The following is a 25762-nucleotide window of genomic DNA, read 5'->3' as shown; positions in this document are numbered from 1 at the left end:
TGAGATGACACAGAATCGCTGGAACCTGTTCGCGACCGTGCGTGCGCAGCGGCTGCGGATCGAGGCTCTCGAGGCCGAGGTGGTCGAGCTGCAGCGGCACTACGTGCGGGTCGCGGAGCTGGTCGACGTCGTCCAGGAGCTGCTGCTCCCCGTCGCCCAGCGCGACGAGGCCCGGATCGCCGAGGCGATCGAGGCGTTCGACAAGAGTCTGTAGGGAACCGGTCGTGGCCCGTCGCGTCTTCGTCCACATCGGCCTGCCCAAGACGGCCACCACCTATCTGCAGACCATCGTCTGGTCCTCCCGGGACCGGCTGCGGGAGGACGGGGTGCTGTTGCCCGGGCTGGGCCGCTTCGACCACCTGTGGAGCAGCCGGATCGTGCGCGACGACCCGCGGCTGCCCCAGGCGTCCGAGGAGCACCGCACGGCGTGGGAGCGGCTGCGGGCCGAGATCGCGGCGTACGACGGCGACGCGCTGGTCACCCACGAGTTCTTCGCCGCGGCGAGTGCCGAGCAGGCCAGCCGGATGGCCGATCAGCTCGCCCCCGCCGAGGTGCATGTCGTGATCACCGCCCGCGACCTGCTGGGGCTGTTCACGGCCAGCTGGCAGGAGAGCCTGAAGAACCGCGGCACGGTGCCGATGGGCGACTACTCCCGCGAGGTCTCCGAGGACCCCCGCGACGTGTGGAACTGGCGCACCCTCGACCTGCACCTGGTCCTCCGGCGCTGGTCGGAGGCTGTCGCGCACGAGCGGATCCACGTGCTCCCGCTCGACACGTCCGCCCCGCGCGACGAGATCTGGCAGCGGTTCGCCGGGCTGCTCGGTCTGCGTGCGGACGCCTACGACCTGAGTCGCTCCTTCCCCAACGAGTCGATGGGCGTCGTCGAGGCCGAGGTGCTGCGCCGGGTCAACGAGCATCTGGTCGCGCGCAAGGCGCTGGGACCGGCCCGCGATCGCGGCATGTTCATCCGCACCTTCCTCGCCGACGAGCGGCTGGTGCCGCGCCAGGGCGAGAAGTTCTGGCCGCAGCCGGATCGGGTCGCCGAGTGCCGGGCGCGCAACGAGGCCGCCCTCGACTACCTGCGCACCCATCCGGTCGACGTGGTGGGCGACCTCACCCGGCTCGAGATCCCGGCGGACCTGCCGCCCCGTCGTACGCCGGACTCGGTGACGGAGGCCGAGGTGTCCGCGGTCGCCACCGACCTCGTCGCGACCCTGCTCGCCGACGTCCGCGACCTCCGGGTCGAGCGGGCCGTTCCTCCCGAGACGGGCCGGCGCGGCCTGCGGGGCGTTCTGCGTCGCCGCTGACCTGTGTCGGTGTCGGTGCCCGCGTCATCCAGGCTCAGGAGGCGGGCCGCGACGAGAGATCGTGGATGACACGCTCCCGCACGGCGGCATAGGCCGACTTGTTCTGCGACCCGACGGCGCCCGCGTAGTGCACGGCGGCGTACTTCGTCAGCAGCAGTGAACGGCGCTCGATCCACCGGTCGGTGAGCGGCCCCGGCTTCAGCTCACGCAGGTAGTGGGCGCCGATCATCCCGGGCCAGGAGACGACGCGCCGGTCCGAACGCCGGGGGTCGGTGCGCATCGCCCGGCTGTTCTGCAGGTCCCGCGCGCCGTCGATCAGGGTGATCCGCGCCGGGTCGTAGCGCTCGACCTCTCGTCGTTCGACCATGGACTTGACCTGGACGCCCCGGATCGAGCCCCGCTCGGTGTCGATGACGAGGAAGTCGGCGTTGGCGGAACCGGCCCACCGCTCGAACTGGGGCGGGCCGGGCAGGACGATCAGTCGCCGGTTGCGTCGGGTCAGGTCGAGCAGGGCGATGTAGGCGTCGATCTCGGTGAGCGCGCCGGTGTGCATGGCTCGGCCGATCCGGGCCTCGTCGCCGAAGAACAGGTCGTCCTCGATGAGCAGGTTGCGATACTCCGCGAACGTCAGGACCTCCCGGGCCAGGTGGAAGCAGGTCGACTCCACGATCTCGCGCCCGGCCAGGCCCGGGATGCCGCACAGGAACGAGGCCCAGAACGTCCCGGCGTGGGCGTTGAGCCGGTGGAAGCTCAGCTCGCTGCTCAGGAGGGCGAGATCGTCGAGGAACTCGGTGATCCCGGCGGCATCCGACTCCTCGAGGCTGTCCGCCCGGGAGTCGACCCATCGTTCGACGAAGCCGCTGACGCCCCCGAAGCCGGCGTTGGCCCAGGCGGTGTAGGTGAGGCTGAAGGCCCTGATCTGCTCCAGCGGCGGTGCCTGTCCCAGTGCGAGGGCGTCGTGGAGGATCTCGCCCCACTGGACCGCGAGACGGCGGACGTCGACGAGCCTGGCCTCCAGCTCGGTGGGGTAGCTCGGGTAGCGGCCCGGCTCCCGGCGGTAGGGCGCGACGAACTCGTCGAACTCCATGGCTCACCCCCCCGTCGGACCAATGCGCGTCATCATGCCCCGTTACCCAGCATGCTATAGAAGGCCATACCTGTCTGGTGTTCGCGAAAAGGCCTTGTCGTGACGATGTCGTGGTGCCGTGGGACGACGAGGTGGCCCGCCTGCTCGGCGGGCGGGTGCGCCAGCTTCGCGAGCGGCGGGCGATGTCCCAGGAGGCGCTGGCCTGCCGCGCCGGCTGTTCCAAGAACCACGTGCAGGTGATCGAGGCCGCGGGACGGGCCGATCTGGGCCGGCCGATCAATCTGCGGTTGAGCACGCTGTTCGGCCTCGCCGACGCCTTGGGCGTCGAGCCGTGGGACCTGGTCAGGGAGCCGGCTGCCGGCGCCTGATCCGCAGTTCGCGGATCCGGGGTGATCTCCCCGGAATAATGACAATGGTGTCATTCGGCGAATTACATGATTGTAGTTATTCGCGCTGTATGGACATGGTGAAGTTGTTACTGGTGTGATTCCTGAGGCAATTGTTCGCTCGGTGCATTCGGCACCGTTTTCCGGGAGGTCCCATGCGCACCCAGAGCTCGCTTCGACGGCCCCGATGGTCCCGTGGTCTACCGGCGACGGTCGCGGCGCTCGCGGTCCTGGCGACCCTCCTGGTCCTCGCGACCACCACCACTGGCGGCGGGCGGGGCGAGCTCGAGAACGCCGCGGCCGCCACCGACCCCGGCAGCACGAGCGGCATCCGCATGGTGCAGGCCAACATCAAGTCCGGCATGTCGGGCTCGAACACCGCCTCCGACCTCGGGCAGGTCTTCGCCCAGCTGCCGGACTTCATCACCTACAACGAGGTCTCCAGCCGTCCCGACGCCATGCTGGCGCCTCCGGGCTATGCCATCCAGCGCACCCCGGGCACCTACACGGGAGCGACGGCGGTGGTCTGGGACACCACCCGCTGGACCAAGATCGCCTCCGGCACCTACAACATCTCCGAGGTGTGGGGGAAGTCCAAGAAGCAGAAGGTGCACTGGGGCGTGCGGTACGCCAACTGGGTCACCGTGCGCAACGCCGAGGGCAAGACGGTCTCCGTCGTCGCGGTGCACTTCGCGCCGGCGACGAAGTACACGATGGGCCTGACGGTGCCGTCGTACCAGCGGATGGCCGCCCTCGCCCAGACCCTGTCGGCACACGGCCCGGTGCTCATGGGCGGTGACGTCAACGTCAACTTCCGCACGGCGGCCTACCCGCGCAACGAGATCGCCGCGCTGGGCCTGGTCAACGTCTTCGACCTGTTCGGCGTCGCCCCGGCCACGCACGACAGTGGCGCGGTCATCGACCACGCCTACCTCTACCAGGGCGACCCGCTGCTCCCGGTGACCAACCTGACCACCGTGGGGCTCCACTCCGACCACCACCTGGTCGTCGTCGACCTCGGCAACGTCGGTCAGCGTGCCGGTGCCTTCGCACCCGGCTGGATGTCCAACAAGGACGACGCCAAGACCACCTGGCGCCTGGCCCGCAGCGCCATCGACCAGGCTCCGCCGGGATCGGCCCTCCACCTGGCGAGCAAGAAGCTCGCGGGCAAGGGCATCTACAAGGCGATCGTGAACGCCCGCGCCCGCGGCGTCGAGGTGCAGATCATCACGGGGCACCGCAAGGCCACCTCGCTCGACACCAAGCTCGCGAAGCTGCTCGGCACGAAGAAGAAGCACAAGTCCTGGGCCAAGCGGAAGTCGAACTGGGGCAAGACCGGCCTGCCGCGGGCGCTCGTGCTCGCCAGCACGTCCGGGGGCACTCGCGCCGTCCGGATCGACTTCAACCGGTCGTGGGTCCCCAAGGACCAGAAGCGCTCCGGCTCGGTCGCCCAGATCCGCTCGGACCAGTTCGGCTACGACGAGATGTTCGTCCGCTTCTTCGCGGCGGTGGGACGCTCCATCTGAACGCCGTCCGAAGGCTCGATGACATGACTCTTGTCACTGACCTCGGGCACTGTTCGGGGGGCGCCGGCGGGTCGGTTCGCGGGTACAGTGCTCCGGCACGACCAGTGCTGTGCCGTTGCTGAAGGGGAAGAGCTGATGACCCGGCTTTGTCAGACCGAAGGCCTCTCCGAGGACCAGTCCGAGATCCTGAAGGCCGTGCGGGTCTTCGTGGACGAGCAGATCATCCCGGTGGCCCAGGAGCTCGAGCACTCCGACACCTACCCGCAGGAGATCATCGACGGGCTCAAGGAGCTGGGCGTCTTCGGCCTCACCATCCCCGAGGAGTTCGGCGGCCTGGGCGAGTCCCTGCTGACCTACGCCCTGGTGGTCGAGGAGATCGCGCGCGGCTGGATGAGCGTCTCCGGTGTCATCAACACCCACTTCATCGTGGCCTACCTGCTGATGCAGCACGGCACCGAGGAGCAGAAGCAGAAGTACCTGCCGCGGATGGCGACGGGCGAGGTCCGCGGCGCGTTCTCGATGTCCGAGCCCGGCCTGGGCTCCGACGTCTCCGCGGTCTCCACCAAGGCGACCAAGCAGGACGACGGCAGCTACTCGATCACCGGGCAGAAGATGTGGCTGACCAACGGCGCCACGTCGACGCTCGTCGCGCTGCTCGTCAAGACCGACGAGGGCGCCGAGAGCGTCTACAAGAACATGACCACCTTCCTCGTCGAGAAGGAGCCCGGCTTCGGCGAGACCGCCCAGGGCGTCACCGTGCCCGGCAAGATCGACAAGATGGGCTACAAGGGCGTCGAGACGACCGAGCTCATCCTCGAGGGCCACCGGATCGCCGCGGACCAGATCCTCGGCGGCGAGCCGGGCAAGGGCTTCTTCCAGATGATGGACGGCGTCGAGGTCGGCCGCGTCAACGTCGCCGCGCGCGCGTGCGGCCTGGCCTGGCGGGGCTTCGAGCTCGGCGTGGCCTACGCCCAGCAGCGCAAGACCTTCGGCAAGATCATCGCCGAGCACCAGGCCGTGCTCTTCCGGATCGCGGAGATGGCGACCAAGGTCGAGGTCGCGCACAACATGATGGTGCGCGCCGCCCGCCTCAAGGACACCGGCCAGCGGATGGACGTCGAGGCCGGCATGGCCAAGATGGTCGCCTCCGAGTACGCCAACGAGGTCGTGGAGGACTCCTTCCGGATCCACGGGGGCTACGGCTACTCGAAGGAGTACGAGATCGAGCGGCTGATGCGCGAGGTCAAGTTCATGCTCATCGGTGAGGGCACCTCGGACATCCAGAAGATGATCATCGGCCGGTCGCTCCTCAAGGAGTACAAGCTCAAGTGACCAGCGGCGCGCCCTCGGGGAACACACAGGGCTCGAAGACGTGGTCGGGCAACTTCTTCGAGGACTTCCAGCTCGGCCAGGTGATCCGCCACGCCACGCCGCGCACCGTGACCGAGGGCGACCGCGCCGTCTACGGCTCGCTGTACCCGACCCGGTTCGCGGTGCCGTCGTCGGCGGCCTTCGCCGCGTCGGTCGGCCTCGCGGCGCCGGACGGAACGGGGCACCCGGTCGAGGAGCTGATCGCGTTCCACATCGCCTTCGGCAAGACGGTGCCGGACGTCTCGCTGAACGCCGTGGCCAATCTCGGCTATGCCGAGTGCCGCTTCCACCGTCCGGTGGTGCCCGGCGACACGCTCAGCACCACCTCCGAGGTGATCGGGCTCAAGCAGAACTCCAACGGCAGGAGCGGCGTGGTCTACGTCCGCTCGACCGCCACCAACCAGCGCGGCGAGATCGCTCTGGACTGGGCGCGCTGGGTGATGGTGCACAAGCGCGATCCCGAGGCGCCGGCCCCGGATGCGGTCGTGCCCGAGCTCGCCCCCGCGGTCGCCGCGACCGACCTGATCGTGCCCGCCGGCCTCGACTTCTCGTCGTACGACGCGGAGGCGGCCGGCGAGCCGCATCGCTTCGACGACTACGTCGTGGGGGAGCGGATCGACCACGTCGACGGCGTCACGCTGACCGAGTCCGAGCACCAGCAGGCGACCCGGCTGTGGCAGAACACCGCGAAGGTGCACTTCAACGTCGAGGCCCGCCCCGACGGCAACCGCCTGGTCTACGGCGGTCACGTGATCTCGATGGCCCGGGCGCTGTCGTTCAACGGGCTGGCCAACGCCCAGCTGATCGCCGCGATCAACGCGGGCGCGCACACCGCCCCGGCCTTCGCGGGCGACACGATCTACGCGTGGTCCGAGGTCCTGGACAAGGCCGAGGTCCCGGGTGACCGCAACATCGGGGTGCTCCGGCTCCGGCTGGTCGCGACCAAGGGCCGCGACCCCTCGATGACCCTGCGCGGCGAGGACGGCAAGTACGGCCCCGGCGTGCTGCTCGACCTCGACTACTGGGCGTTCGTCCCGCGCTGAGCGGCGCTCACCCGGCGGGGACGACCTCCACGGCCTTGATCGTGTAGGTCACCTCGTCGTCGACGGCCTGGGCGATCCGGTCGAGCATGACCGAGCCGGGATGGTCCTGGCCGTCGGGCCACTCCACCCTGGCCTTGGCGACCTGCGGGTCGTTGGCCATGGCGATGATCTCGTCGATGGTGAGCCGGGCGAACTCCGGGGCCGGGCGACCGGCGGTCGGGCCGTCGAGGGACGTCGCGTCGGTGACCTCGCCGTCGCGGACGACGACCTCGACCGTCCCCACCTGGGGGCAGTAGCAGAGCACCTCGAGCTGGTAGCTGTAGTCCTGGGGCGCATAGGCCGGGTACGCCCCCGTGCCGGTCGGGTCGGGTGAGCCGGTCGTCGCGGTGCTGGTCTCGCCCGCGCTCGGGCTCGCCGACGCCGTCGTCCGGTCCGCCGCGCGGTCGGACTCCTTGCTGCATGCGGACGCCGTCAGCAGCAGGGGGACGGTCAGTGCGGCGAGGGTGGCGCGGGTGGCTGTCGGACGCATGGTGCTCATGATGCCTGGGACGTCCGGCGGTGCCCAACGGTTCCCCTCACACCCCCACACCAGCAGACTGGAACACGTTTCATTCTGGGCGTGACCTGGGTCACGTGCGCCTCGTTGGTCGGACAGCGGTCCGACTCAAGATGAGGTGAGTGATCAGTGGTGACGAGCACACGCTTGCGCAGGACGACCGGGGTCGTCCTGGTCCTGCTGGCGCTCACGGCCTGTGGTTCCCAGCTCGACCCGGCGACCGTCGCGAAGGCGAGCGGCCAGGACGGTACGACGGGGACCAGCTCCGGCACGACGGGCGACACCGGGCTCCCGGCCGGTGAGGTGCCGGCCGCCGGCGACGTACCGGCCGGGGGAGAGGCGCCTGCCGCCGGTCCCGCGGGTGACCCGGGTGCGCCGGCTGCCGGAGGCACGGGCGGTGCCGGCGCGGCTGCCGACGGCGGGAAGGCCAAGGGCAAGGGCTCGCCGACCGGCGGTGCCAAGGCCGCCTCCTGCGAGGGCTTCAAGAACCAGACCGGCATCACCGACAGCACGATCTCCCTGGCCAACGTCTCGGACATCTCCGGGCCGGTGCCCGGCATCTTCGAGTCGGCGCAGCAGGCGACCCGCGCCTACGTGGAGTACTTCAACTCCCAGAACACGATCTGCGGCCGCAAGCTCGCGCTGACGAACCTCGACAGCCGGGCCGACGCCGGTGCCGACCAGCAGGCCTACATCAAGGCCTGCAGCGACGCCTTCGCCGCCGTCGGATCGATGTCCGCCTTCGACTCGGGCGGCGCCGCCACCGCCGACTCGTGCGGGCTTCCCGACATCCGCTCGACGATCGTCAACCCGGAGCGCCAGTCCTGCAAGTCGTGCTTCGGCGCCTACTCGATCCGCACCAACCTGATCTCCGACGCGGCGTCGAAGTGGTTCGCGCAGAAGTTCCCCGACGCCGTGAAGAACGCAGCGGTGCTCTACATCAACGCCGGCGCCGCCCCGGTCAACGCCAAGAGCATGGCGGCCGGCTTCGAGAAGGGCGCCGGCTGGAAGGTCAACTACCTCCAGGGCATCGACGTGGCCGAGTTCAACTTCGCGCCGTACGTCCAGCAGATGAAGGACAAGGGCATCCGCGCGGTCACCTACCAGGGGCCGTACCAGAACTCGGTGAAGCTGCAGCAGGCCATGGCCCAGCAGGGCTTCAAGCCCGACTTCTACCTGCAGGACCCGACGATCTACGACCGGCGCTACATCCAGCAGGCGGGCTCGGCGGCCGAGGGCGTGTACATCTACTCGGCCAACGACCTGTTCGAGAACACCAACAACGCCGAGGTGCAGCTCTACCTGTCCTGGCTGCAGCAGGTGAAGCCGGGGGCGATCCCCAACTACTACGGTCTCTACGCGTGGTCCGCGGCCCGGCTGTTCGTGGAGAAGGCGATCTCGCTCGGCGGCAAGCTGACCCGGGAGTCCCTGGTGGGCGCGCTGCGGGCGACGAGCGCGTGGACCGGCAATGGCGCGCACACGGCGATGAACCTCTCGGCGGCCACCACGCCGCCGTGCCTGAAGGTCGTGCAGTACACCGGCGGCAAGTGGCAGCAGGTCTCGCCGGGCGACTACATGTGCGGCACCGTCGTCGACTCCGGCATCGGGGGCTGACGGTCGGTGTCCTCCCTCTTCGCCTTCACCCTGCTGGGCCTGTTCACCGGCGCGGCGTACGCGATCATGGCCAGCGGCCTGGTGCTGACCTACACGACCACCCGGGTGTTCAACATCGCGCACGGCGCGTTCGGCATGTTCCTGTCCTTCGTGTTCTGGGACTTCACCCAGCGCCAGGGCGTGCCGACCGTGCTCTCGCTGATCCTGGTCCTCGGCGTCGTGGCACCGGCGATCGGCTGGTTCGTCCAGCGCTTCGTGACGCGCGGCCTCGGCGAGGGGCCGGTGTCGGTGGCGCTCGTGGTCACCGTCGGCCTGCTGGTGGGCCTGATCGGACTGGCCCAGCAGATCTGGCCGCCGGAGCCGCGGGTGCTGCTGCCCTTCTGGTCGGACACCGGCTGGCGGATCGGCGACACCTACGTCACGGCCCACCAGCTGGTCACGCTGCTCTGCGCGATCGCGGTCGCCTTCGGCCTCTACCTCCTGCTCAGCCGCACCCGGATCGGCACGGCGATGCGCGCCTCGGTCGACAACCCCGAGCTGCTCAAGCTCTTCGGCGGCAAGCCGGACCGGGTCGCGGCGCTGTCGTGGGCGATCGGCATGTCGCTCGCCGCACTCGGCGGCATCCTGCTGACGCCGGTGGTCCAGCTCGACTACTACGCGCTCACGCTGCTGGTCATCAACGCCTACGCCGCCGCCATGCTCGGCCGGCTCAAGAGCCTCCCGATGACCTTCGCCGGAGCGATGACGCTGGGCATCCTCGAGTCGTGGGCGGTCGGCTACCTCCCCACCGACGGCTTCCTCGCGTCCTTGCGCCCGGTGATCCCCGCTCTCTTCCTGTTCGCGATCGTGGTGCTGATGCCCCAGGCCCAGCTCCGGATCGGCCAGGTCAAGGGCATCGTCACCGCGCCGGTCCCGTCGCTGCGGATGTCGATCGGCTCCGGCTCGGGGCTCCTGCTGGTCGCGCTGCTGCTCGTCAACCTCGTCGCGCCCAACCAGGTGGTGCTCATCGGCGTCGCGGCGACGTACGCGATGGTGATGCTGTCGCTGGTCCTGCTGACCGGGTACGGCGGGCACGTCTCGCTCGCCCAGTTCACCTTCGCGGGCGTCGGCGCGCTCGCCTACGCCAAGCTCGACGAGCCGAACCTCTTCGGGCTGCTCGTGTCGGCGCTGATAGCGGCCGCGGTCGGCGCGCTCGTCGCGCTGCCGGTGCTGCGGCTGACCGGTCTCTACCTGGCACTGTCCACGATGGCGTTCGCCGTCCTCATGGACAAGGTCGTCTTCAACGCCGACTTCGCGTTCAAGTTCAACGGCACCCTGGCCGCGGAGCGGCTCTCGATCCTCGGGCTGCGGATCGGGTCGGACACCTCCTACGTCTGGTTCATGGTGCTGGCCTTCGTGCTGCTCTCACTGGGCCTGCTGGTGCTGCGCCGCGGCGCGCTGGGCCGGCTGCTCATCGCGATGCGCGACAGCCCGTCGGCCTGCGGCACGCTCGGGCTGGACATGCGCTGGTTCCGGGTCGGGCTGTTCGCGCTGTCGGCGGGCATCGCCGGCCTGGCGGGCGGGCTGTTCGCCGGCCTGCGCGGCACGGTCGGCGCCGCGGACTTCCTCTACTTCCAGTCGCTGCTCGTGCTGCTGCTGGCCGTCGTCTTCGGCGCCACCTCGGTGACCGGCGCGCTGCTCGGCGGCGTCGCGCTGATGCTGCTGCCCGAGTTCCAGGCGGCCTCGCCGGGCATGGCCGGCCTGCTGTTCGCCGTGATCGGCTTCGGCGCGGTGCTGCTCGGCCGCGACCCCAACGGCATCGCCAACCACCTGTTCCGGGTGGGGCGCTGGCTGCGCGCGCGGGTCGCACCGGGGCTGGAGGGGCGGTTGCAGGGACTGCTGCCGCGCGGGGGGACCGCCGACGGCGCGGACGGCGCGGTCGACGTACCGCTGGTGGACGTGCCGCTGGCGGACGTGTCGGGTGGCCCTGACGGAGGCGCCGCCGGCACCAGGGTGATCGAGAAGGTGGTCTGACGTGGCGCTGCTCGAGGTCGACGACATCGTGGTCCGGTTCGGTGGCGTGACCGCCGTCAACCGGGCGACGTTCACCGCGGACCGTGGCGTGATCACCGGTCTGATCGGTCCCAACGGCGCCGGCAAGACGACCTGCTTCAACGTGATCACCGGCCTGCAGCGACCCACGAAGGGCCGGGTCCGCTACCGCGACCGCGACGTGACCGGCTGGCCCGTCCATCGGCGCGCCCGGCACGGCGTGGGCCGCACCTTCCAGCGGCTCGAGGCCTTCGGCTCGCTGTCGGTGCGCGACAACGTCCGGGTCGCCCACGAGATCCACGGGGGGCCGCTCACCTGGCTGGGTGGGTCGCTCATTGGCCGGCGGGGCACCGGTCGAGGTGGCGGCGTCGACCTGCTGCTCGACCGGGTCGGGATCGCGGAGTACGCCGACGAGCGGGCCGACTCGATCCCGACCGGCACCGCGCGGCTGCTCGAGCTGGCCCGGTGCCTGGCCGGCGACCCGCAGCTGCTGCTCCTCGACGAGCCGTCCTCGGGCCTCGACGAGACCGAGACCGACGCCTTCGGGAGGCTGCTCGTCGACCTCGCCGCCGAGGGCTGCTCGATCCTCATGGTCGAGCACGACATGGACCTGGTGATGAGCGTGTGCCACGACATCCACGTGCTCGACTTCGGCGAGATCATCGCCTCGGGCGCGCCGGCCGACATCCGCACCGACCCGAACGTCCAGCGTGCCTACCTCGGCTACGCCGAGACCGATGGCGACACCGGGGTGCTGGAGCCGGTGGCGCAGGAGGTGCTGTCATGAGCGTCCCGATCCTCGACGTCATCGACCTGCATGCCGCCTACGGGCGGATCGAGGTGCTGCGCGGGGTCGACCTGTCCGTCCCGCGCGGAGCGGTGATGGCCCTGCTCGGCCCCAACGGTGCCGGCAAGTCGACCCTGGTGAAGGTGGTCAGCGGCCAGAAGGAGGCCACCTCGGGGGACATCCACCTGGCCGGCGTGCACGTCCAGGCAGCTCGCTCGGACGATCTCGCCAGGGTCGGTCTGTGCACGATCCCCGAGGGCCGCTCGGTGTTCCCGAACCTCACCGTCGAGGAGAACCTGGTCCTCATGTCGTACGCCGGCGTGCCGGCCGGCGCGATCCTCGACACCGCCTATGCCTACTTCCCGCGCCTGCACGAGCGCCGGCACCAGCTGGCCGGCACCATGTCGGGCGGCGAGCAGCAGATGCTCGCCATGTCGCGGGCGCTGGCCTCCGACCCGGCGCTGCTCCTGCTCGACGAGCTGTCGATGGGCCTGGCGCCGCTGATCGTCGACGAGCTCTACGAGACCGTCGCCCGGATCGCCGAGTCCGGCGTCTCCATCCTCTGCATCGAACAGTTCGCCCGCACCGCGCTGCGGGTCGCCGACTACGCCGCCGTGATGAGCGGCGGTCGCATCGTCGCCACCGGCGAGCCCGGCGAGATCCTCGACACCATGGCCGACGTCATCCTGGGAGGGGCGGCATGAGACAACCCACGAAGCTCTTCGTCACCGGGGGCATGATCGGCTCGCTCGCCCTGCTGGCGGCCGGTCCCGCGGCGATGCCGGCGGGGGCCGACGACGGCGCCGCCGCGGCGTACGGCGGCTACACCGCACAGGCCTGGTCGGCCCCGATCCGGGTCGAGGTCTTCGAGCCGAGCCTGCCGATCCCCGTCGACGCCGGCATCGCCCAGCTGGAGTTCGACATGGGCTACAGCAAGGTCAAGGCCGACTCCGGCGAGTCGCGGGGGAGGGCGAGCCTGTTCTGGCCGGGCGACCCGGTGGGCGAGGGCCTGAAGACCTTCGCCGAGCAGCTCGGGATGCCGTCGAACCCGCTCACCGACGGCGGCTACCCGGTGCAGGTCAACTCGCAGTACCCCGGCGACACGCCGACCCAGAAGGACGAGTCGATCCCCGGCGCGATCATGACGACGACCTCGGGCGACAGGACCGCGTCCGCCGAGACCGGGTTCTCGCCCGACGGCGCCGTGCTCGGACCCGAGGGCGCCACCGCGGACCCGGGGACCAAGAGCGGCCTGCTGGACCTGCTCAACGGCGTCACCGGACTGCTCACCGATGGTCTGGGCGGGGGTCTGGGCGGCGGCCCGGCCGGCGGGCAGTCCCGGGCGGCCGCGCCCGGCCTGCCGCCCCAGCTGGCCGCGCTCATCGACATCGACGGCTACGTGTCGACCAGCCGGATGGACGCCACCCAGGGCAAGGTCGTCGGCGTCTCCCGGGCGACGCTCGGCGAGATCCGGCTCCTCGGCGGACTGATCACCCTCGGCGGCGTCGAGGCCGTCGCGAAGTCGACCTCCGACGGCGCCACCGGTACGGCGACCGGGTCGGCCACGTGGGGCCGGCTCGCGATCGCCGGGCAGGAGTTCGGCATCGGTCCGGACGGTGCGATCACGATGGGCAAGACCGTGCCGATCCCCGGCCTCGACAAGCTGCCGCTCGACGCGCTCAAGGCGCTCGGCGTCACCATCGAGGTGCCCCAGCAGGTCCGCACCGTCGAGGGCGATGCCGGCACCAGCGTCTCGGAGGGCCTGCGGATCACCATCGACACCCAGCTCCTCGCTCCGCTGCTCAAGACGCTGCCCACCAACCTCCTCGCGGAGCTGATCCCGGCCCAGGCCGGTCCGCTGAAGGGCATCGTGTCCGGACTGTCCAACCTCGCGCCGAAGGTCGTCGTCACGCTCGGCATCGCCGAGGCGGAGGTGGACACGGTGCCGCCGATCGAGATCCTCGCCCCGCCGCCCGCGGCGGAGGCCGCGCCGCCGGCAGCCGCCCCCGAGGCGGCGCCCGCACCCGAGGCAGGCGGGGTCGGCGTACCGTCGGCCGTCGTGCCGGTGCCGGCACCGGTCGGGGCGATCCCGCCGGCGGGTGCTGGGTCGGCCGGCGACCTGGCGGGCGCCGCACCGGCCAGCGCCGGACTGCCCGAGCTGTTCTCCATCCCCGGCATGCTCCTCGTCGCGGCCTTCGCCGTCGCGGCGGTCGCCGGATCCTGGTTCCGCCGGCTCGGGGCCGCGGCCCTCGGCATCGGCTCCTCCTGCCCCCACGGCCTCGACAGCGGCCTTCCCGACCTCCGAAAGGCCTGAGCCATGACCACAGCCGCCACCCCGTCCGGCAGTCGCGCCGGCCGTCTGCAGGGCCTGCCACGAGCGGGGGAGCCCGTCGGCCGCTCCGGCATCGCGCCGCTCAAGGACAACCACTACGCCCTGCTCCAGGTCGTGCTCTTCTGGGCGGGCGCGATCATGCTGCCGCTCGGGATCGTGGTGATCATCCTGGGCTGGTACGGCGCCGCCAACACGCCGTACCAGTGGGACCAGATGTCCTACGTCGTCTCCGGCGGCATGCTCGGCCTCGGCCTGACCTTCGTCGGCGGCTTCCTCTACTTCGGGGCCTGGCTGGCACGGATCGCGGCCGACGGCCGGGAGTCGTCGAAGCGGCTCGCCGACACGCTGCTGGTGCTCGCCGAGGTCACGGCGACGACCGCGCGCACCGACGAGCATGGCCTCGACGTGGGTGCGATCCCCGTCGTCGCGGGCGGCGGCACCACCATGCACCGGCGCGACTGCGCGCTGATCGCGCATCGCGACGACCTCGCCCCGGTGGGCGAGGACAACGCGCACCTGGCTGCGTGCCGGGTGTGCCGGCCGACCGCTCGGCGCTGACCGCGATTGGTTCCGCCGACCCGGCTCAGATGAAGCCCGAGATGACGCCGACCCGGCGCAGATTGAACTTCAATCTGCGCCGGGTCGGCGTCAATTCCGATGAAGACTGCGCCGGGTCGGCGTCACCTCGGATCCGCCGCGCGCGGCGAACCAGCGGGCCAGGGGGAGCAGGCTGAGGACCAGGACCATCGGCACGACGAAGCCGAACCGCAGCTCGTCCTGCCCGACGACACCGGTCAGCACCGCGCCGAGCAGGCCACCGACGTAGTTGAACTGGTTGAACCGGGCGATCACCGCGTCCACCCGCTCGACCGAGCCGCCGGCGATCCGCGCCGCCGCCGAGAAGCTCAGCGGTGCCACGACGGAGATGCCGGCGCCGGTCACCGTGAAGCCGAGGACGGCGACCGGCCACGTCGGCGCGGCCGTCACCACCACCAGACCGGCGCAGGCGACCACCGCGCCGACGCGCAGGACCGGCGTGACGCCGTACCGCTCGACGAGGGAGTCGCCGGCCAGGCGCACCACCAGGCTCGCCATCAGGTACGGCAGGGTCGCCAGCGCGACCCAACGGGAGGGCGCGTCGACGACGTCGTCGAGGTAGACGGCGCCCCAGGTCTGCGCGGCGGTGTCGACCATGTAGAACACGACCATGCCCAGGCCGACCATGAGGATCGGCCGCCACGGGATCGCCGGACCGGTGGTCACGCCGGTGCCACCCGGCGCCTCCGTGCCCTCGTCGCGGGGCAGGAACGCCACCCCGGCGGCGAGCAGTGGGACCACGGCGATCACGGCGGTCCATGCGAGGTCGACGTCCGCGGTCGCGAGCGTGACGGCGGCGCCGAGCAGGCCGCCGAAGGTCCAGGCGCCGTGGAAGCTCGGGAGGATGGTGCGGCCGTAGCGCCGCTCCAGGGCGACCGCCTGCATGTTGGTGGTCGCGTCGACCATGCCCAGGCCCACGCCGTACACGCCGACGCCGAGGAGGTACGCCGCCCACACGGGCGATGCGAGCATCAGCGCGGCACCGCCCGCGACCAGCACCAGGCCGGCCCGCAGCACCCGGGCGCTCGCCGTCCGGGCGGCGAGCCGCTCCGCGAGCACCGATCCGCCCCCCGCGAGCAGCACGATCGCCAGCAGGACCCCCGAGATCGCCAGCTCCGACAGGTCCCAGCGGTCCTTGAGGTCGGGCAGACGGGTGGTGAGCCCGATGAAGACGAAGCCCTGGGTGGCGAAGCCGAGCGCGACGGCCAGCCGGTAGCGGGCCAGCGTGCCGGTCGGGAGGTCGGTCGAGGGCATGCCGGGATCCTGCCACCGTCGGGGCCGCCGCGCGCCCGACTGGCAGGATGTCCGCATGGCCGATTCCGCGTTCCTGGCCCGCCACGGCGCGACGGAGTGGAGCGTGTCCGGGCGGCACACCTCCCGCACGGACCTGCCCCTGCTCCCCGAGGGCGAGGAGGTCGCGCGCGGGCTGGCCGCCCGGCTCGCGGGTGTCGCCTTCGCCGAGGTCCTGACCAGCCCGCTGCGGCGCGCCCGGCGCACCGCCGAGCTCGCGGGCTTCCCCGACGCGGAGGTCTGCGACGACCTCCGTGAGTGGGGCTACGGCGACTACGAGGGCCGCACCACGGCCGAGATCCGCGAGCAGGTGCCCGGCTGGACCGTCTGGACCCACCCGTCCCCCAACGGGGAGTCCGCGGCCGCCGTCGCGGCCCGCTGCGACCGGGTTGTCGCCCGGATCCGGGCCGCCGCAGGGCCGGTCCTGGTCGTCGCCCACGGCCATGTGCTGCGTGCGCTGGCCGCCCGGTGGCTCGGCCTGCCCGTCGCCGACGGACGCCTGTTCCGGCTCGACACGGCCACGCTCTCCGAGCTCGGTCACGAGCGGGAGACACCGGTGCTGCTGCGCTGGAACAGCTGAGCCCACGCCGACCTGCCCGTCATGCTTGACGAACCGGCCGCGGCGCAGCACGGTGTCGGACATGCCGACCGATGAGCCCGCGCCGCCCCACGGCGGCCGTGACGGGGTGCGCGTGGAGTGCCCGCGCTGTCCCGCGCCGGTGGCCGAGGTGGGCGACGGTCGGTGGTCGTGCCCGGACCACGGGATCGTCGTACCGCTCTGGCGGCCGGTCATGTCGTCGTACGACGAGTTCGCCTCCCACCTGCGCCGCGTGGGACCGCTCTTCCCGACCTTGCTGCCCTGGCCGCTCGGGCCCGGATGGACGGTCAGCGACTTCGCGGCCGTGGTCACCCCCGGCGACACCGCGCACGCCACGATGGCCTGCGTCTCCGGGACCAGCCAGCTCGACGGGCCGGTGGACGTGATGGTGATCAGCGAGGAGCCCGGCACGGGCTTCGGGGCCCGCGTCGCCGGCCTCTGCGCGCCTGAGGACCCCGAGCGCCTCGACCCGGGGCACGAGGTCGGCGACGGCCCGCCCCCGGTCCGGGTGCGGGTCGACAAGTACCCCGTCGGCCTGTGGCCGGTCTCGGTGAGTGCCGTGCCGGGGGAGTGGGACCGCTCCGTGCTCGCCGGGGAGGCCGGTGGCCGGTGGCTGTGGCTGATCCTGCGTCCCGCCTCGGCGGTGCTGCTGCTGCGCGACGACTGGATCCTCCGCGACATCTCCACCACCGGACCCCAGCTCGTCGCCCTGCCCTTCGGCGGGCCCGCACCCTCCTGGTGAGGGTGGTGCACGCACCACCCCAGGTCGGGTCGGTGCGCTACTGACCTCACGGCCCCGCCCGGCGAGGCTGGAGGCATGCCAGCCAAGGAAGCCACCGCCCGCGAGTCGTTCCCCGCATCGCGCCGCTTCACCGCGGTGCGGCGCCGGCCGTTCACCGCCCTCGGACTGCTCCTCATCGTCGTGGTCGGGCTCGGCACCGGCGCCCTCACCGGCGACATACTCGGCCACGCCTGGGCGCGGGACCTCGCCTACGGACCGAGCGCGCTCGAGGGCGGCCGCTGGTGGTCCGTGCTCACCGGGCCGCTGCTGGCCATCGCGCCCTGGTGCTACCTGCCCGTGCTGCTGAGCTTCGGGGTCGCGGTCGGCTACGCCGAGCCCCGGCTCGGCACGCTACGGACCGCGTTGCTGTGGCTGGGCACCCAGGTCGGCAGCGTGCTGGTCGCCAGCGCGCTGATCCTGGCCGTCGGCCCGGAGTCCCTCCGTCAGGCCCTGGACGTGGGGCCCTCGGGAGGGGCGCTGGCCGTCGGAGCGGCGATGACCGCCTTCCTCGGCACCGCGATGCGCCGGGTCGCCCGGGGCGCGCTGGTCGGCTACGCGGTCGTCGCGCTCCTCGCCGTCGGTCACCTCGCGGACGTCGTCCACCTGGTCGCGGTCGCCGGCGGCCTGCTGATCGGATCGGCGATCGGCCCCCGGCGCAGCCCCGTCGTCAACCGGGACCGGGCCGTCGGTCACCTGCAACGCGAGGGCGGCGGCTCGATCTCGTGGATGACCACGTGGCCGGGCGTGCGCTACTTCTACGACCCGCGGGGCGAGGGGTACATCGCCTACCGTCGCCACCTCGGCATCGCCCTCGCCCTCGGCGACCCGATCGGCACGGCCGGCTGGCGGGACCGCGCACCGGCCACGTTCGCCGCCTTCTGCGCCGACGAGCACCTCATCCCCAGTCACTTCGCGGTCAGCGGGCGGGTCGCGCGAGCCATCGGCGGGCGCAGCCTGCAGATCGGTGAGGACACCCTGCTCGACCTCCCCGGGCTGGAGTTCCGCGGGAAGAGGTGGCAGGACGTCCGTACGGCGCGCAACCGCGCTGCCCGCGACGGCATCCGCTTCGAGCTCGTCGTACTGGCCGACGCCGACCCGCGGGTCGTCGCCCAGGTCCGGGCGATCAGCGAGGGCTGGCTGCGGCGTCAGCGGACCCCCGAGCTCGGCTTCACGCTCGGCGGGGTCGACCACGCGATGGACCCGCGGGTGCGGGTCGCGCTGGCCCTCGACGCCGACGACCGGGTGCACGGGTTCCTCTCGTGGCTGCCCGTCCACGGGGGAGGCGGCCGTGTCGACGGGTGGACCCTGGACCTGATGCGCCGGCCCGACGACGGCTTCCGGCCGGTGATCGAGTTCCTGATCGCCGAGTCGTGCCTGGCCTTCCGGGAGGAGGGCGCCCGGGTCGTGTCGCTGTCGGCGGCGCCGCTGGCGCGCAGCGCGGGCGAGCCGGACGGCTGGCTGCAGCGGGGCCTCGAGCGTTCGGCCCGGGTGCTCGAGCCGCTGTACGGGTTCGCCTCCCTCCACGCGTTCAAGGCGAAGTTCTCGCCCCGCTGCGAGCCGCTGCACCTGACCTACCGCTCGTTCGCCGACCTGCCCCGGATCGGCGCCGCCGTCCTGGTGGCCTACCTCGTCACCCCCGCGACGCGGGATGTCGGAACGCACCTCACCCGCCCGGCCCGGCCCGCACCGCCCGCCGGGGTCACCGTCCCGGACCGGACGACCGAGCAGGTGAAGGTCGCCGCCTGACGTCCTGGACCGCGCGCGGGCACTAGCCTCGTACGGTGACGATCGACCTCCATACGCACTCCAGCGTCAGCGACGGCACCGCGTCGCCCGCCGATCTGGTGCGGGCCGCGGCCGTGGCCGGGCTGGACGTCGTCGCCCTCACCGACCACGACACCACCGCGGGCTGGGGGGAGGCGGCCGCCGCCGCCGAGGAGGCCGGCATCGGCCTCGTCCGAGGGATCGAGATCAGCACCCGCTACCGCGACGCGGGTGTGCACCTGCTGGCCTACCTCCCCGACCCCGACGACCCGTCACTGCGGGCCGAGCTCGACCGGATCGTCGTGGGCCGGGAGGACCGCGTGCCGGGGATGCTCGCCCGGCTGCGGGAGCTCGGCATCCCGGTGACGGAGGAGGCGCTGGCCGAGGTCAGCCCCGACAACCGGGTCACCGGACGGCCGCACGTCGCGGACCTGCTGGTGCGACTCGGCGCGGTGCGGGACCGCGACGAGGCGTTCGCCCGGTACCTGTACGACGGCGGCCCGGCCTTCGTCGACCGGTACGCCGCCGACCTGGTCACCATGCTCGGCCTGGTCACCGGAGCCGGCGGCGTCGCCGTGGTCGCCCACCCGTGGGGTCGGGGCTCCGCGGCGGTCCTCGACGAGGCGGCGTTCGCCGACCTGGCCGGTGCCGGGCTCAGCGGCATCGAGGTCGACCACCTCGACCACGACCGGATGGCCCGGTCCGGGCTGCGGGGGATCGCCGCCCGGCTCGGTCTGGTGGTCACCGGCGCCAGCGACCACCATGGCACCGGCAAGACCGGGCACGACCTCGGCAGCGAGACGACCGCACCGGGCCAGCTGGACCGGATCCTCGAGCGGGCCGCCGCCCTCGGCTCCCCGACGGGCCTGGTCGGACGGGAACGCCGATGATCGAGTACGTCCTGCTCGTGGAGGTCTTCGTCACCCTCTTCGTCATCATGGACCCGGTCGGCACGGTGCCGATCTTCCTGTCGCTCACCGCGGGTCGCAGTCCGGCCACGGCCCGCCGCGCCGCCTGGCAGGCCGTGGCGGTGTCCTTCCTGGTGATCACGCTGTTCGCGTTCTTCGGCCAGCAGATCCTCAACTACCTGCACATCTCCCTGCCCGCCCTCCAATGCGCCGGCGGCCTGCTGCTGCTCCTCGTCGCGCTCGAGCTGCTGACCGGCAAGGAGGAGGCGATGACAGCATCGACCGATGCCAACATCGCGCTGGTCCCGCTCGGCACGCCGCTCCTCGCCGGCCCCGGCGCCATCGTCGCCACCATGCTCTTCGTGCAGGACATCGACACCTGGGGCGACGGCATCGCGGTCGCTCTCGGCGTCATCGGTGTCCACCTCGCCCTGTGGGCCGCGATGCGCTACTCGCTGCCCATCCTCCGCCTGATCCGTGAGGGCGGTGTCCTGCTCGTCACCCGGATCGCCGGCCTCCTGCTCTCCGCCATCGCCGTCCAGCTCGTCGCCGACGCCGTCCGCGCCTTCATCGCCGGCGAAGGCTGAACTGCTGGCCCTGTTGAAGTGTTGAGTCGTCGCATCTGACCCGTTGAGTCGTCAGATCTGACTCCATGAGTCGTCACTTCTGACCTGCTCGGTTGCCGAGTTCTGCATCGGAGTCGAACTCGACCGGTCAGATGCGACGACTCGACCGGTCAGATGCGACGACTCAACGTCACTTGCGGCCGAGGGACTGGAGTCGCTGCAGGGCCGAGCGGGGGACCAGGCGGCTGGCGGTGACGATGGTCTTGTAGCGCTTCGAGGGGATCGACATCGCGCGACCGCGGTCGAAGTCGGCGAGGGCGTCGCGGACCAGCCGCTCGGGTTCGAGCCAGAGCAGCCGGGGGGCGGAGGAGTCGCGGTCGATGCCGAGGCGCTGGTGGAACTCCGTCTTCACGAAGCCGGGGCACAGCGCCATCACCGTGACGCCCTGCCCGGCGTACTCCTGGTGCGCCCAGGCGCTGAACGAGTTCACCCACGCCTTCGCCGCGCTGTAGGTGCCGCGGGGGAGGAAGGCCGCGACGCTCGACACGTTGATCACGCCGCCGTGCCGGCGCTCGACCATGCCGCCGAGGGCCGCGTGGGTGAGCCGCAGCACCGCGCGGACCAGCACGTCCTGCTGGGCCTGCTCGACGTCGACCGGGTTGTCGAGGAAGCGTCGCCTGAGGCCGAACCCGGCGTTGTTGACCAGCAGGTCGACGGGCGCGGCGCGGTCCGCCAGCCGGGTCTCGACCCGCGCCAGGGCGTCGGGCGCGGTCAGGTCGGCGGGGAGCACCTCCACCGCGACGCCGTACGACGAGCCGAGCTCCTCGGCGACGGCCGCGAGCCGGGCCTCGTCGCGGGCCACGAGGACCAGGTCGTGGCCGCGGGCGGCGAGCTGGCGGGCGAACTCCAGGCCGATGCCGGCGGTCGCGCCGGTGACGAGGGCGGTGGGCATGTCGCAAGAGTAGGAGTCCGGCGGCCCGGTGCGGGGACGCGCCGCAGGGCATCCGGCATGATGGTGGTGATGAACAGCGTGCCGGCTCCCCCCACGATCCTCGCTGTCGCCAACCAGAAGGGTGGCGTCGCGAAGACCACCAGCGTCGCCTCGATCGGCGCGGCCCTCGCGGAGCGGGACCAGTCGGTGCTCCTGGTCGACCTCGACCCGCAGTCCTGCCTGACCTTCTCGCTGGGGATCGACCCCGAGGACCTGGAGCTGTCCATCCACCACGTGCTGACCAAGGGTACGGCCGTCGGCGAGGTGATCATCGAGACCGACGACGGCGTCGACCTGCTGCCGGCGACGATCGAGCTGGCCCGCGCGGAGGCGGACCTGCTGACCCGCACCGGCCGCGAGCACGTCCTGCGCGCCGTGATGGACGACCTCCGGGAGAGTGGCCGGAGCTACGACTGGGTCCTGCTCGACTGCCCGCCCTCGCTCGGCGTGCTCACCGTCGCGGCGCTCACGGCGGCCGAGGGCGTGCTCATCCCGCTCCAGTGCGAGACGCTGTCGCACCGTGGCGTCGGACAGCTCCTCGACACCGTCCACGACGTACGCCGCTTCACCAACCGCGACCTGGCCGTGTGGGGTGTCCTCCCGACGCTCTACGACGGCCGGACCACCCACGCGCGGACCGTCCTGGAGACGATCTCGCAGACCTACGACCTCGAGGTCGTCGAGCCGCCGATCCCCAAGACCATCAAGTTCGCCGAGGCGCCGGCCGCGGGACGCTCGATCCTCGCGACCAGTCGCACGAGCAAGGGCGCCCAGGCCTATCGCGAGGTCGCCTCCGCACTCCTCGTCCGCGCGGGGCGCTGAGGCGCCGTGGCGAAGCACGCAGTACGCCGGGGGAGCGGCCGGCACCGCGCCCGGACCCGCCCGCGGTACGGCCGGATCGGCGCGGTCGCCGCGGCGGTGACGGTGACAGCGGTGGCCGTCGCCGGTGGGTTCGGACTACTGCCGACGAGCGGCGGGCCCGCCGCGGCCGGCTCGTCGGGCGCCGGCTCGTCGAGTGCCGGCTCGTCGGGTGCCGGCTCGTCCGCGACCGGCTCGCCGGCTGCCGACCGGCCGGCCGGCGAGGACACCCCGGATCCGGAGAAGGCCCTCGCGCTCGACGGTCCCGTCAACGGCGAGCTCGCCGACGCCGGCACCCCGATCGCGGCGGAGTCCGGTTCGACCGAGCTGCCGGCGGCGTCCGGCACCGGCCGCCGGGTGGTGTTCAGCGAGGAGCGGCAGCGGGTCTGGCTGGTCGACGGAGCGGGCTCGGTCGAGCGGACCTACCTCGTCTCGGGCAGTGTCTACGACAATCTCGAGCCCGGCACCTATGCCGTCTACTCCCGCAGCCGCAACGCGATCGGCATCGACGACTCCGGCACGATGGAGTACTTCGTCCGGTTCACCCAGGGCACGCAGGGGGCCGCGATCGGGTTCCACACGATCCCGGTCGACGAGGGCGAGCCGGTGCAGACGATCGCCCAGCTCGGCACCCCGCTCTCGCACGGCTGCATCCGCCAGGCACGACCCAACGCGATCGCGATGTGGGAGTTCGCGCCCATCGGCACCAAGGTCGTCGTCACCGTCTGAGCCACGCTGAGCCCACCAGCCCCAGGCGCCTCGGCAGCCCCAGGTCGGGCCGGGCACGATTTGCCCTGTCCGGGGGGCGTCTGTCTAGGGTGCCCGGATGCTCGCCCACCTCGGAAAGCACCTCGCCACGACCGTCGCCACGCTGACGGTCCTGACCCTCGCCGTGACCTTCGCGCCCGCGCAGTCCGTCGCGGCGCCCTCGAACCCGGAGCCGGTGACGGTCCCGGACCCGGCCACCTCCCAGAAGGGTGGCGGCTTCGAGATCCGGGCGATGTCCTTCAACATCCTCACCGCCTCGATGGCACCCGGCGGCGCGACCCGGGCGCACCGGGCGGCCACCGAGGTGCAGAGCAACAAGCGCACCGTCGTGGCCTTCCAGGAGGTGCACCAGTCGCAGCTGAAGGTGCTGCAGAACCGCCTGCCGCGGTTCAAGTTCTACCCGCGCCGCACCCTCGACAACTTCAGCGGCGCGATCCAGATCGCCTGGCACACCGGCGAGTACGACGCCCTCGAGAAGGGCGAGATCTACCGGCCGTCCATGGGCAAGATGCGGGCGATCCCGTGGGTCAAGCTCAAGCACCGCACGACCAAGCGCGTCGTCTACGTCGTGGCGATCCACAACGCCCCCGGTGGCCTCGAGGCCGAGCGGGACATCTCGACCGTGCGCGAGATCAAGCTCATCAAGCGACTCGGCGCCAAGGGCAAGCCGGTGCTGGTCATGGGTGACATGAACGAGCGCGTCGAGTTCTGCCAGCGGGTGGCCAAGGCCACCGACCTGGTCTCGCTCGGTGGCACCAAGCGCAACCCCTGTCCGGTGCCGCCCAAGGCCGGGCCCGACTGGATGCTCGCGACCTGGACCGGCACGAAGTTCAGCGACTACCGCAAGGTCTACAACGGCATCAGCGACCACCCGATGCTGGTCGGCAACGTCTGGGTGGAGCCGCTGCCGCCCAAGGTCTGAGTACCAGCGAACGCGAACGGAGCCCGGGCACAGCCCGGGCTCCGTTCGCGTTCCGTCAGGTCCTGATCAGTCGTCAGGCCGACGGGGTCGACGCGGAGTCGGCGGCCGGCGCGGACCCGCCGCCACTGCCGCGGCGACGGCGGCGCCGGTTGCGGTTGCCGCCCTCGGAACCCTCGGCGGCGGTGGTGGTGGCGCCGGTCTGCTCCGCGGCGCCACCCTCGACGGGCTGGCCGCTCCGGGTCCGGGTCCGGGTCCGGGTCCGGGTGCGCTCAGCGGAGCGGCGCTCGCCGGAGCGGCCGCCCCGCTCACCCGACCGCTCGCCGCGGTCGCCCCGGTCGCCGCGGTCGCCCCGGTCGGCCTTGGGTGCCGGCGGGGCCGGCGGAACGATCCGGCCCTTGGTGCCGGGTGCGATGCCCTGGTCGTGGAAGAGGTGCTCGGAGGTGGAGTAGGTCTCGATCGGCTCGTCGAAGGGCAGGTCGAGGGCCTTGTTGATCATCTTCCAGCGGTGCACGTCGGTGGCGTCGACCAGCGTGATCGCGATGCCCGACGCGCCGGCGCGGCCGGTGCGGCCGATCCGGTGGACATAGGTCTTGTCGTCCTCGGGGCAGGTGTAGTTGACGACGTGGCTGACGCCGGAGACGTCGATGCCGCGCGCAGCGACGTCGGTCGCGACGAGGACCTTGATCTTGTCCTCGCGGAACCTGGTCAGCGCCTTCTCCCGCGCCACCTGGGCCATGTCGCCGTGCAGCGGGCTGGCCTTGAAGCCGCGCTCGACGAGGTCGTCGGCCACCCGCTGCGCCTGGCGCTTGGTGCGGGTGAAGACGATCATCTTGTCGGCGTCCTCGGCCTGCAGGAGGCGGCCGATGATCTCCGGCTTGTCGAGGTCGTGGGCGAGGTAGATGAACTGAGCGGTGGCCGGCACCGTCGCGTTCTCGTACGACGACTCGGCGCGGATGTTCATCGGGTGCCGCATGTGAATGCGGGCCAGCGAGACGATCGCGGCGGGCATGGTCGCCGAGAACAGCATGGTCTGCCGGGTCTCGGGAGTCATCCGGAGCAGCTTCTCCACGTCGGGGAGGAAGCCCAGGTCGAGCATCTCGTCGGCCTCGTCGAGCACGAGCGCGTGCACGTGGGACAGGTCGAGGACCCGGCGGTTGGCCAGGTCGATGAGGCGACCGGGGGTGCCGATGACGATGTCGACGCCGGTCTCGAGGGCCTCGATCTGGGACTCGTAGCCGACGCCGCCGTAGATCGTGAGGACGCGCAGGCCGCGGTCACGGCTGGCGATCTCGAGGTCGCTGGACACCTGGAGGGCGAGCTCGCGGGTCGGCGCGACGATCAGCGCCTGCGGCTTGCCCTGCGGGATCTCCGCGTAGTCGGGGTCGCTCGGCGCGACACTGCGCTGGATCACCGGGATGCCGAAGGCGAGGGTCTTGCCGGTGCCGGTGCGGGCCTGGCCGATCAGGTCGGTGCCCATGAGCGCGACGGAGAGGGTCATCTCCTGGATGGCGAACGGGTGGGTGATCCCGGCGCGGTCGAGCGCGTCGCAGATCAGCGGCATGACACCGAGGTCGCGGAAGGTCGGGCCCTCCGCGGCGTCGGTGACAGGGGTGGACGCAGCGGTGGTGTCGTTGGAAGTCAGTGTTCTGTTCGCTTTCGGTGAGTGTCGTCAGCCGGTC

General features: G+C 71.8%; 25 protein-coding genes. 20 read left to right on the top strand and 5 right to left on the bottom strand.

Annotated features, from left to right (window positions below):
* The first annotated feature begins 4 nt into the window (after positions 1-4).
* Both KVF89_RS05875 and KVF89_RS05870 read left to right on the top strand, forming a co-directional pair.
* Positions 5-214, top strand: a complete 210-nt coding sequence (locus tag KVF89_RS05875) for a DUF6752 domain-containing protein (protein ID WP_257424203.1) — start codon at positions 5-7, stop codon at positions 212-214.
* A gap of 10 nt (positions 215-224) precedes the next feature.
* Positions 225-1307, top strand: a complete 1083-nt coding sequence (locus tag KVF89_RS05870) for a hypothetical protein (protein WP_257424201.1) — start codon at positions 225-227, stop codon at positions 1305-1307.
* A gap of 34 nt (positions 1308-1341) precedes the next feature.
* On the opposite strand, the gene KVF89_RS05865 is transcribed toward KVF89_RS05870, so the two are convergent.
* Positions 1342-2394, bottom strand: coding sequence for a hypothetical protein (locus KVF89_RS05865; RefSeq protein ID WP_257424200.1), 1053 nt, complete (start codon positions 2392-2394; stop codon positions 1342-1344).
* A gap of 113 nt (positions 2395-2507) precedes the next feature.
* Here KVF89_RS05865 and KVF89_RS05860 point away from each other — a divergent pair, with 113 nt between their 5' ends.
* The 4 genes from KVF89_RS05860 to KVF89_RS05845 all read left to right on the top strand — a co-directional run bounded on the left by KVF89_RS05860 (position 2508) and on the right by KVF89_RS05845 (position 6720).
* Positions 2508-2762: a helix-turn-helix domain-containing protein gene (locus KVF89_RS05860; protein WP_257424198.1), complete on the top strand. Its 255-nt coding sequence runs from the start codon at positions 2508-2510 to the stop codon at positions 2760-2762.
* 173 nt (positions 2763-2935) lie between these two features.
* Positions 2936-4306 carry a hypothetical protein gene (locus KVF89_RS05855; protein WP_257424196.1) on the top strand — a complete coding sequence of 457 codons (1371 nt, stop codon included), beginning with the start codon at positions 2936-2938 and terminating at the stop codon, positions 4304-4306.
* A gap of 135 nt (positions 4307-4441) precedes the next feature.
* Complete coding sequence (locus KVF89_RS05850) at positions 4442-5638, top strand: acyl-CoA dehydrogenase family protein (RefSeq protein ID WP_257424194.1); 1197 nt, start codon at positions 4442-4444, stop codon at positions 5636-5638.
* Positions 5635-6720, top strand: a complete 1086-nt coding sequence (locus tag KVF89_RS05845; protein WP_257424193.1) for a MaoC family dehydratase — start codon at positions 5635-5637, stop codon at positions 6718-6720. The genes KVF89_RS05850 and KVF89_RS05845 overlap by 4 nt, the downstream gene beginning before the upstream one ends.
* A 7-nt stretch (positions 6721-6727) precedes the next feature.
* Here KVF89_RS05845 and KVF89_RS05840 read toward each other — a convergent pair whose 3' ends face one another.
* Positions 6728-7249 (bottom strand): DUF6174 domain-containing protein, encoded by a 522-nt coding sequence (locus KVF89_RS05840; protein ID WP_257424191.1) that lies wholly within the window; start codon positions 7247-7249, stop codon positions 6728-6730.
* 159 nt (positions 7250-7408) lie between these two features.
* On the opposite strand from KVF89_RS05840, the gene KVF89_RS05835 reads away from it, so the two are divergent.
* From KVF89_RS05835 to KVF89_RS05810, 6 genes are read left to right on the top strand one after another with little or no spacing between them, the layout of a single operon-like run.
* Complete coding sequence (locus KVF89_RS05835) at positions 7409-8890, top strand: ABC transporter substrate-binding protein (RefSeq protein WP_257424189.1); 1482 nt, start codon at positions 7409-7411, stop codon at positions 8888-8890.
* Positions 8891-8896: 6 nt separating this feature from the next.
* Complete coding sequence (locus KVF89_RS05830) at positions 8897-10903, top strand: ABC transporter permease (RefSeq protein WP_257424188.1); 2007 nt, start codon at positions 8897-8899, stop codon at positions 10901-10903.
* A gap of 1 nt (position 10904) precedes the next feature.
* Positions 10905-11708 (top strand): ABC transporter ATP-binding protein, encoded by an 804-nt coding sequence (locus KVF89_RS05825; protein WP_257424186.1) that lies wholly within the window; start codon positions 10905-10907, stop codon positions 11706-11708.
* Positions 11705-12412 carry an ABC transporter ATP-binding protein gene (locus KVF89_RS05820; RefSeq protein ID WP_257424184.1) on the top strand — a complete coding sequence of 236 codons (708 nt, stop codon included), beginning with the start codon at positions 11705-11707 and terminating at the stop codon, positions 12410-12412. Before KVF89_RS05825 ends, KVF89_RS05820 begins: the two co-directional genes overlap by 4 nt.
* On the top strand, positions 12409-14022 hold the full coding sequence (locus KVF89_RS05815) for a choice-of-anchor P family protein (protein ID WP_257424182.1): 1614 nt from the start codon (positions 12409-12411) through the stop codon (positions 14020-14022). Before KVF89_RS05820 ends, KVF89_RS05815 begins: the two co-directional genes overlap by 4 nt.
* A gap of 3 nt (positions 14023-14025) precedes the next feature.
* Entirely contained in the window at positions 14026-14598 is a 573-nt protein-coding gene (locus KVF89_RS05810) for a hypothetical protein (RefSeq protein ID WP_257424180.1), read from the top strand.
* Positions 14599-14688: 90 nt separating this feature from the next.
* Here KVF89_RS05810 and KVF89_RS05805 read toward each other — a convergent pair whose 3' ends face one another.
* A complete protein-coding gene (locus KVF89_RS05805; protein ID WP_257424178.1) occupies positions 14689-15891 on the bottom strand; it encodes an MFS transporter in 1203 nt (400 codons plus the stop codon).
* Between the two features lie 55 nt (positions 15892-15946).
* On the opposite strand from KVF89_RS05805, the gene KVF89_RS05800 reads away from it, so the two are divergent.
* From KVF89_RS05800 to KVF89_RS05780, 5 genes are all read left to right on the top strand, one after another.
* Positions 15947-16507: a histidine phosphatase family protein gene (locus tag KVF89_RS05800; RefSeq protein ID WP_257424177.1), complete on the top strand. Its 561-nt coding sequence runs from the start codon at positions 15947-15949 to the stop codon at positions 16505-16507.
* A 61-nt stretch (positions 16508-16568) separates the two neighbouring features.
* Positions 16569-17267, top strand: a complete 699-nt coding sequence (locus KVF89_RS05795) for a DUF6758 family protein (protein ID WP_257424174.1) — start codon at positions 16569-16571, stop codon at positions 17265-17267.
* 75 nt (positions 17268-17342) lie between these two features.
* A complete protein-coding gene (locus KVF89_RS05790; protein WP_257424172.1) occupies positions 17343-19052 on the top strand; it encodes a bifunctional lysylphosphatidylglycerol flippase/synthetase MprF in 1710 nt (569 codons plus the stop codon).
* A 35-nt stretch (positions 19053-19087) separates the two neighbouring features.
* The gene (locus tag KVF89_RS05785; RefSeq protein ID WP_257424170.1) at positions 19088-19960 is read left to right on the top strand and encodes a PHP domain-containing protein; all 873 of its coding nucleotides are present in this window, start codon (positions 19088-19090) and stop codon (positions 19958-19960) included.
* Positions 19957-20565, top strand: coding sequence for a MarC family protein (locus KVF89_RS05780; protein WP_257424169.1), 609 nt, complete (start codon positions 19957-19959; stop codon positions 20563-20565). Before KVF89_RS05785 ends, KVF89_RS05780 begins: the two co-directional genes overlap by 4 nt.
* Before the next feature lie 169 nt (positions 20566-20734).
* Here the strand turns inward: KVF89_RS05780 and KVF89_RS05775 are convergent, their stop codons facing one another.
* Complete coding sequence (locus KVF89_RS05775; protein WP_257424167.1) at positions 20735-21496, bottom strand: SDR family NAD(P)-dependent oxidoreductase; 762 nt, start codon at positions 21494-21496, stop codon at positions 20735-20737.
* A 69-nt stretch (positions 21497-21565) separates the two neighbouring features.
* Here KVF89_RS05775 and KVF89_RS05770 point away from each other — a divergent pair, with 69 nt between their 5' ends.
* The 3 genes from KVF89_RS05770 (at position 21566) to KVF89_RS05760 (ending at position 24083) form a co-directional block, all read left to right on the top strand.
* The gene (locus tag KVF89_RS05770; RefSeq protein ID WP_257424166.1) at positions 21566-22357 is read left to right on the top strand and encodes a ParA family protein; all 792 of its coding nucleotides are present in this window, start codon (positions 21566-21568) and stop codon (positions 22355-22357) included.
* 6 nt (positions 22358-22363) lie between these two features.
* The gene (locus KVF89_RS05765) at positions 22364-23122 is read left to right on the top strand and encodes a L,D-transpeptidase (protein ID WP_257424164.1); all 759 of its coding nucleotides are present in this window, start codon (positions 22364-22366) and stop codon (positions 23120-23122) included.
* A gap of 97 nt (positions 23123-23219) precedes the next feature.
* On the top strand, positions 23220-24083 hold the full coding sequence (locus tag KVF89_RS05760) for an exonuclease/endonuclease/phosphatase family protein (protein ID WP_257424162.1): 864 nt from the start codon (positions 23220-23222) through the stop codon (positions 24081-24083).
* A gap of 73 nt (positions 24084-24156) precedes the next feature.
* On the opposite strand, the gene KVF89_RS05755 is transcribed toward KVF89_RS05760, so the two are convergent.
* Positions 24157-25644 (bottom strand): DEAD/DEAH box helicase, encoded by a 1488-nt coding sequence (locus KVF89_RS05755; RefSeq protein WP_257424160.1) that lies wholly within the window; start codon positions 25642-25644, stop codon positions 24157-24159.
* Between the last annotated feature and the right edge of the window lie 118 nt (positions 25645-25762).

The organism is Nocardioides carbamazepini (genome assembly GCF_024614185.1).
GTDB classification, from domain to species: Bacteria; Actinomycetota; Actinomycetes; order Propionibacteriales; family Nocardioidaceae; genus Nocardioides; species Nocardioides carbamazepini.
The sequence above is the reverse complement of the archived record's forward strand: the minus strand, read 5'-3'. Positions and strand labels throughout refer to the sequence as shown.

Bases quoted from the DNA above. Each gene is read 5' to 3' on its own strand.
- KVF89_RS05875 (WP_257424203.1), top strand. From the start codon at position 5: ATGACACAGAATCGCTGGAACCTGTTCGCGACCGTGCGTGCGCAGCGG.
- KVF89_RS05865 (WP_257424200.1), bottom strand. From the start codon at position 2,394: ATGGAGTTCGACGAGTTCGTCGCGCCCTACCGCCGGGAGCCGGGCCGC.
- KVF89_RS05855 (WP_257424196.1), top strand. From the start codon at position 2,936: ATGCGCACCCAGAGCTCGCTTCGACGGCCCCGATGGTCCCGTGGTCTA.
- KVF89_RS05850 (WP_257424194.1), top strand. From the start codon at position 4,442: ATGACCCGGCTTTGTCAGACCGAAGGCCTCTCCGAGGACCAGTCCGAG.
- KVF89_RS05840 (WP_257424191.1), bottom strand. From the start codon at position 7,249: ATGCGTCCGACAGCCACCCGCGCCACCCTCGCCGCACTGACCGTCCCC.
- KVF89_RS05820 (WP_257424184.1), top strand. From the start codon at position 11,705: ATGAGCGTCCCGATCCTCGACGTCATCGACCTGCATGCCGCCTACGGG.
- KVF89_RS05815 (WP_257424182.1), top strand. From the start codon at position 12,409: ATGAGACAACCCACGAAGCTCTTCGTCACCGGGGGCATGATCGGCTCG.
- KVF89_RS05810 (WP_257424180.1), top strand. From the start codon at position 14,026: ATGACCACAGCCGCCACCCCGTCCGGCAGTCGCGCCGGCCGTCTGCAG.
- KVF89_RS05805 (WP_257424178.1), bottom strand. From the start codon at position 15,891: ATGCCCTCGACCGACCTCCCGACCGGCACGCTGGCCCGCTACCGGCTG.
- KVF89_RS05800 (WP_257424177.1), top strand. From the start codon at position 15,947: ATGGCCGATTCCGCGTTCCTGGCCCGCCACGGCGCGACGGAGTGGAGC.
- KVF89_RS05795 (WP_257424174.1), top strand. From the start codon at position 16,569: ATGCCGACCGATGAGCCCGCGCCGCCCCACGGCGGCCGTGACGGGGTG.
- KVF89_RS05790 (WP_257424172.1), top strand. From the start codon at position 17,343: ATGCCAGCCAAGGAAGCCACCGCCCGCGAGTCGTTCCCCGCATCGCGC.
- KVF89_RS05780 (WP_257424169.1), top strand. From the start codon at position 19,957: ATGATCGAGTACGTCCTGCTCGTGGAGGTCTTCGTCACCCTCTTCGTC.
- KVF89_RS05775 (WP_257424167.1), bottom strand. From the start codon at position 21,496: ATGCCCACCGCCCTCGTCACCGGCGCGACCGCCGGCATCGGCCTGGAG.
- KVF89_RS05770 (WP_257424166.1), top strand. From the start codon at position 21,566: ATGAACAGCGTGCCGGCTCCCCCCACGATCCTCGCTGTCGCCAACCAG.
- KVF89_RS05760 (WP_257424162.1), top strand. From the start codon at position 23,220: ATGCTCGCCCACCTCGGAAAGCACCTCGCCACGACCGTCGCCACGCTG.
- KVF89_RS05755 (WP_257424160.1), bottom strand. From the start codon at position 25,644: ATGCCGCTGATCTGCGACGCGCTCGACCGCGCCGGGATCACCCACCCG.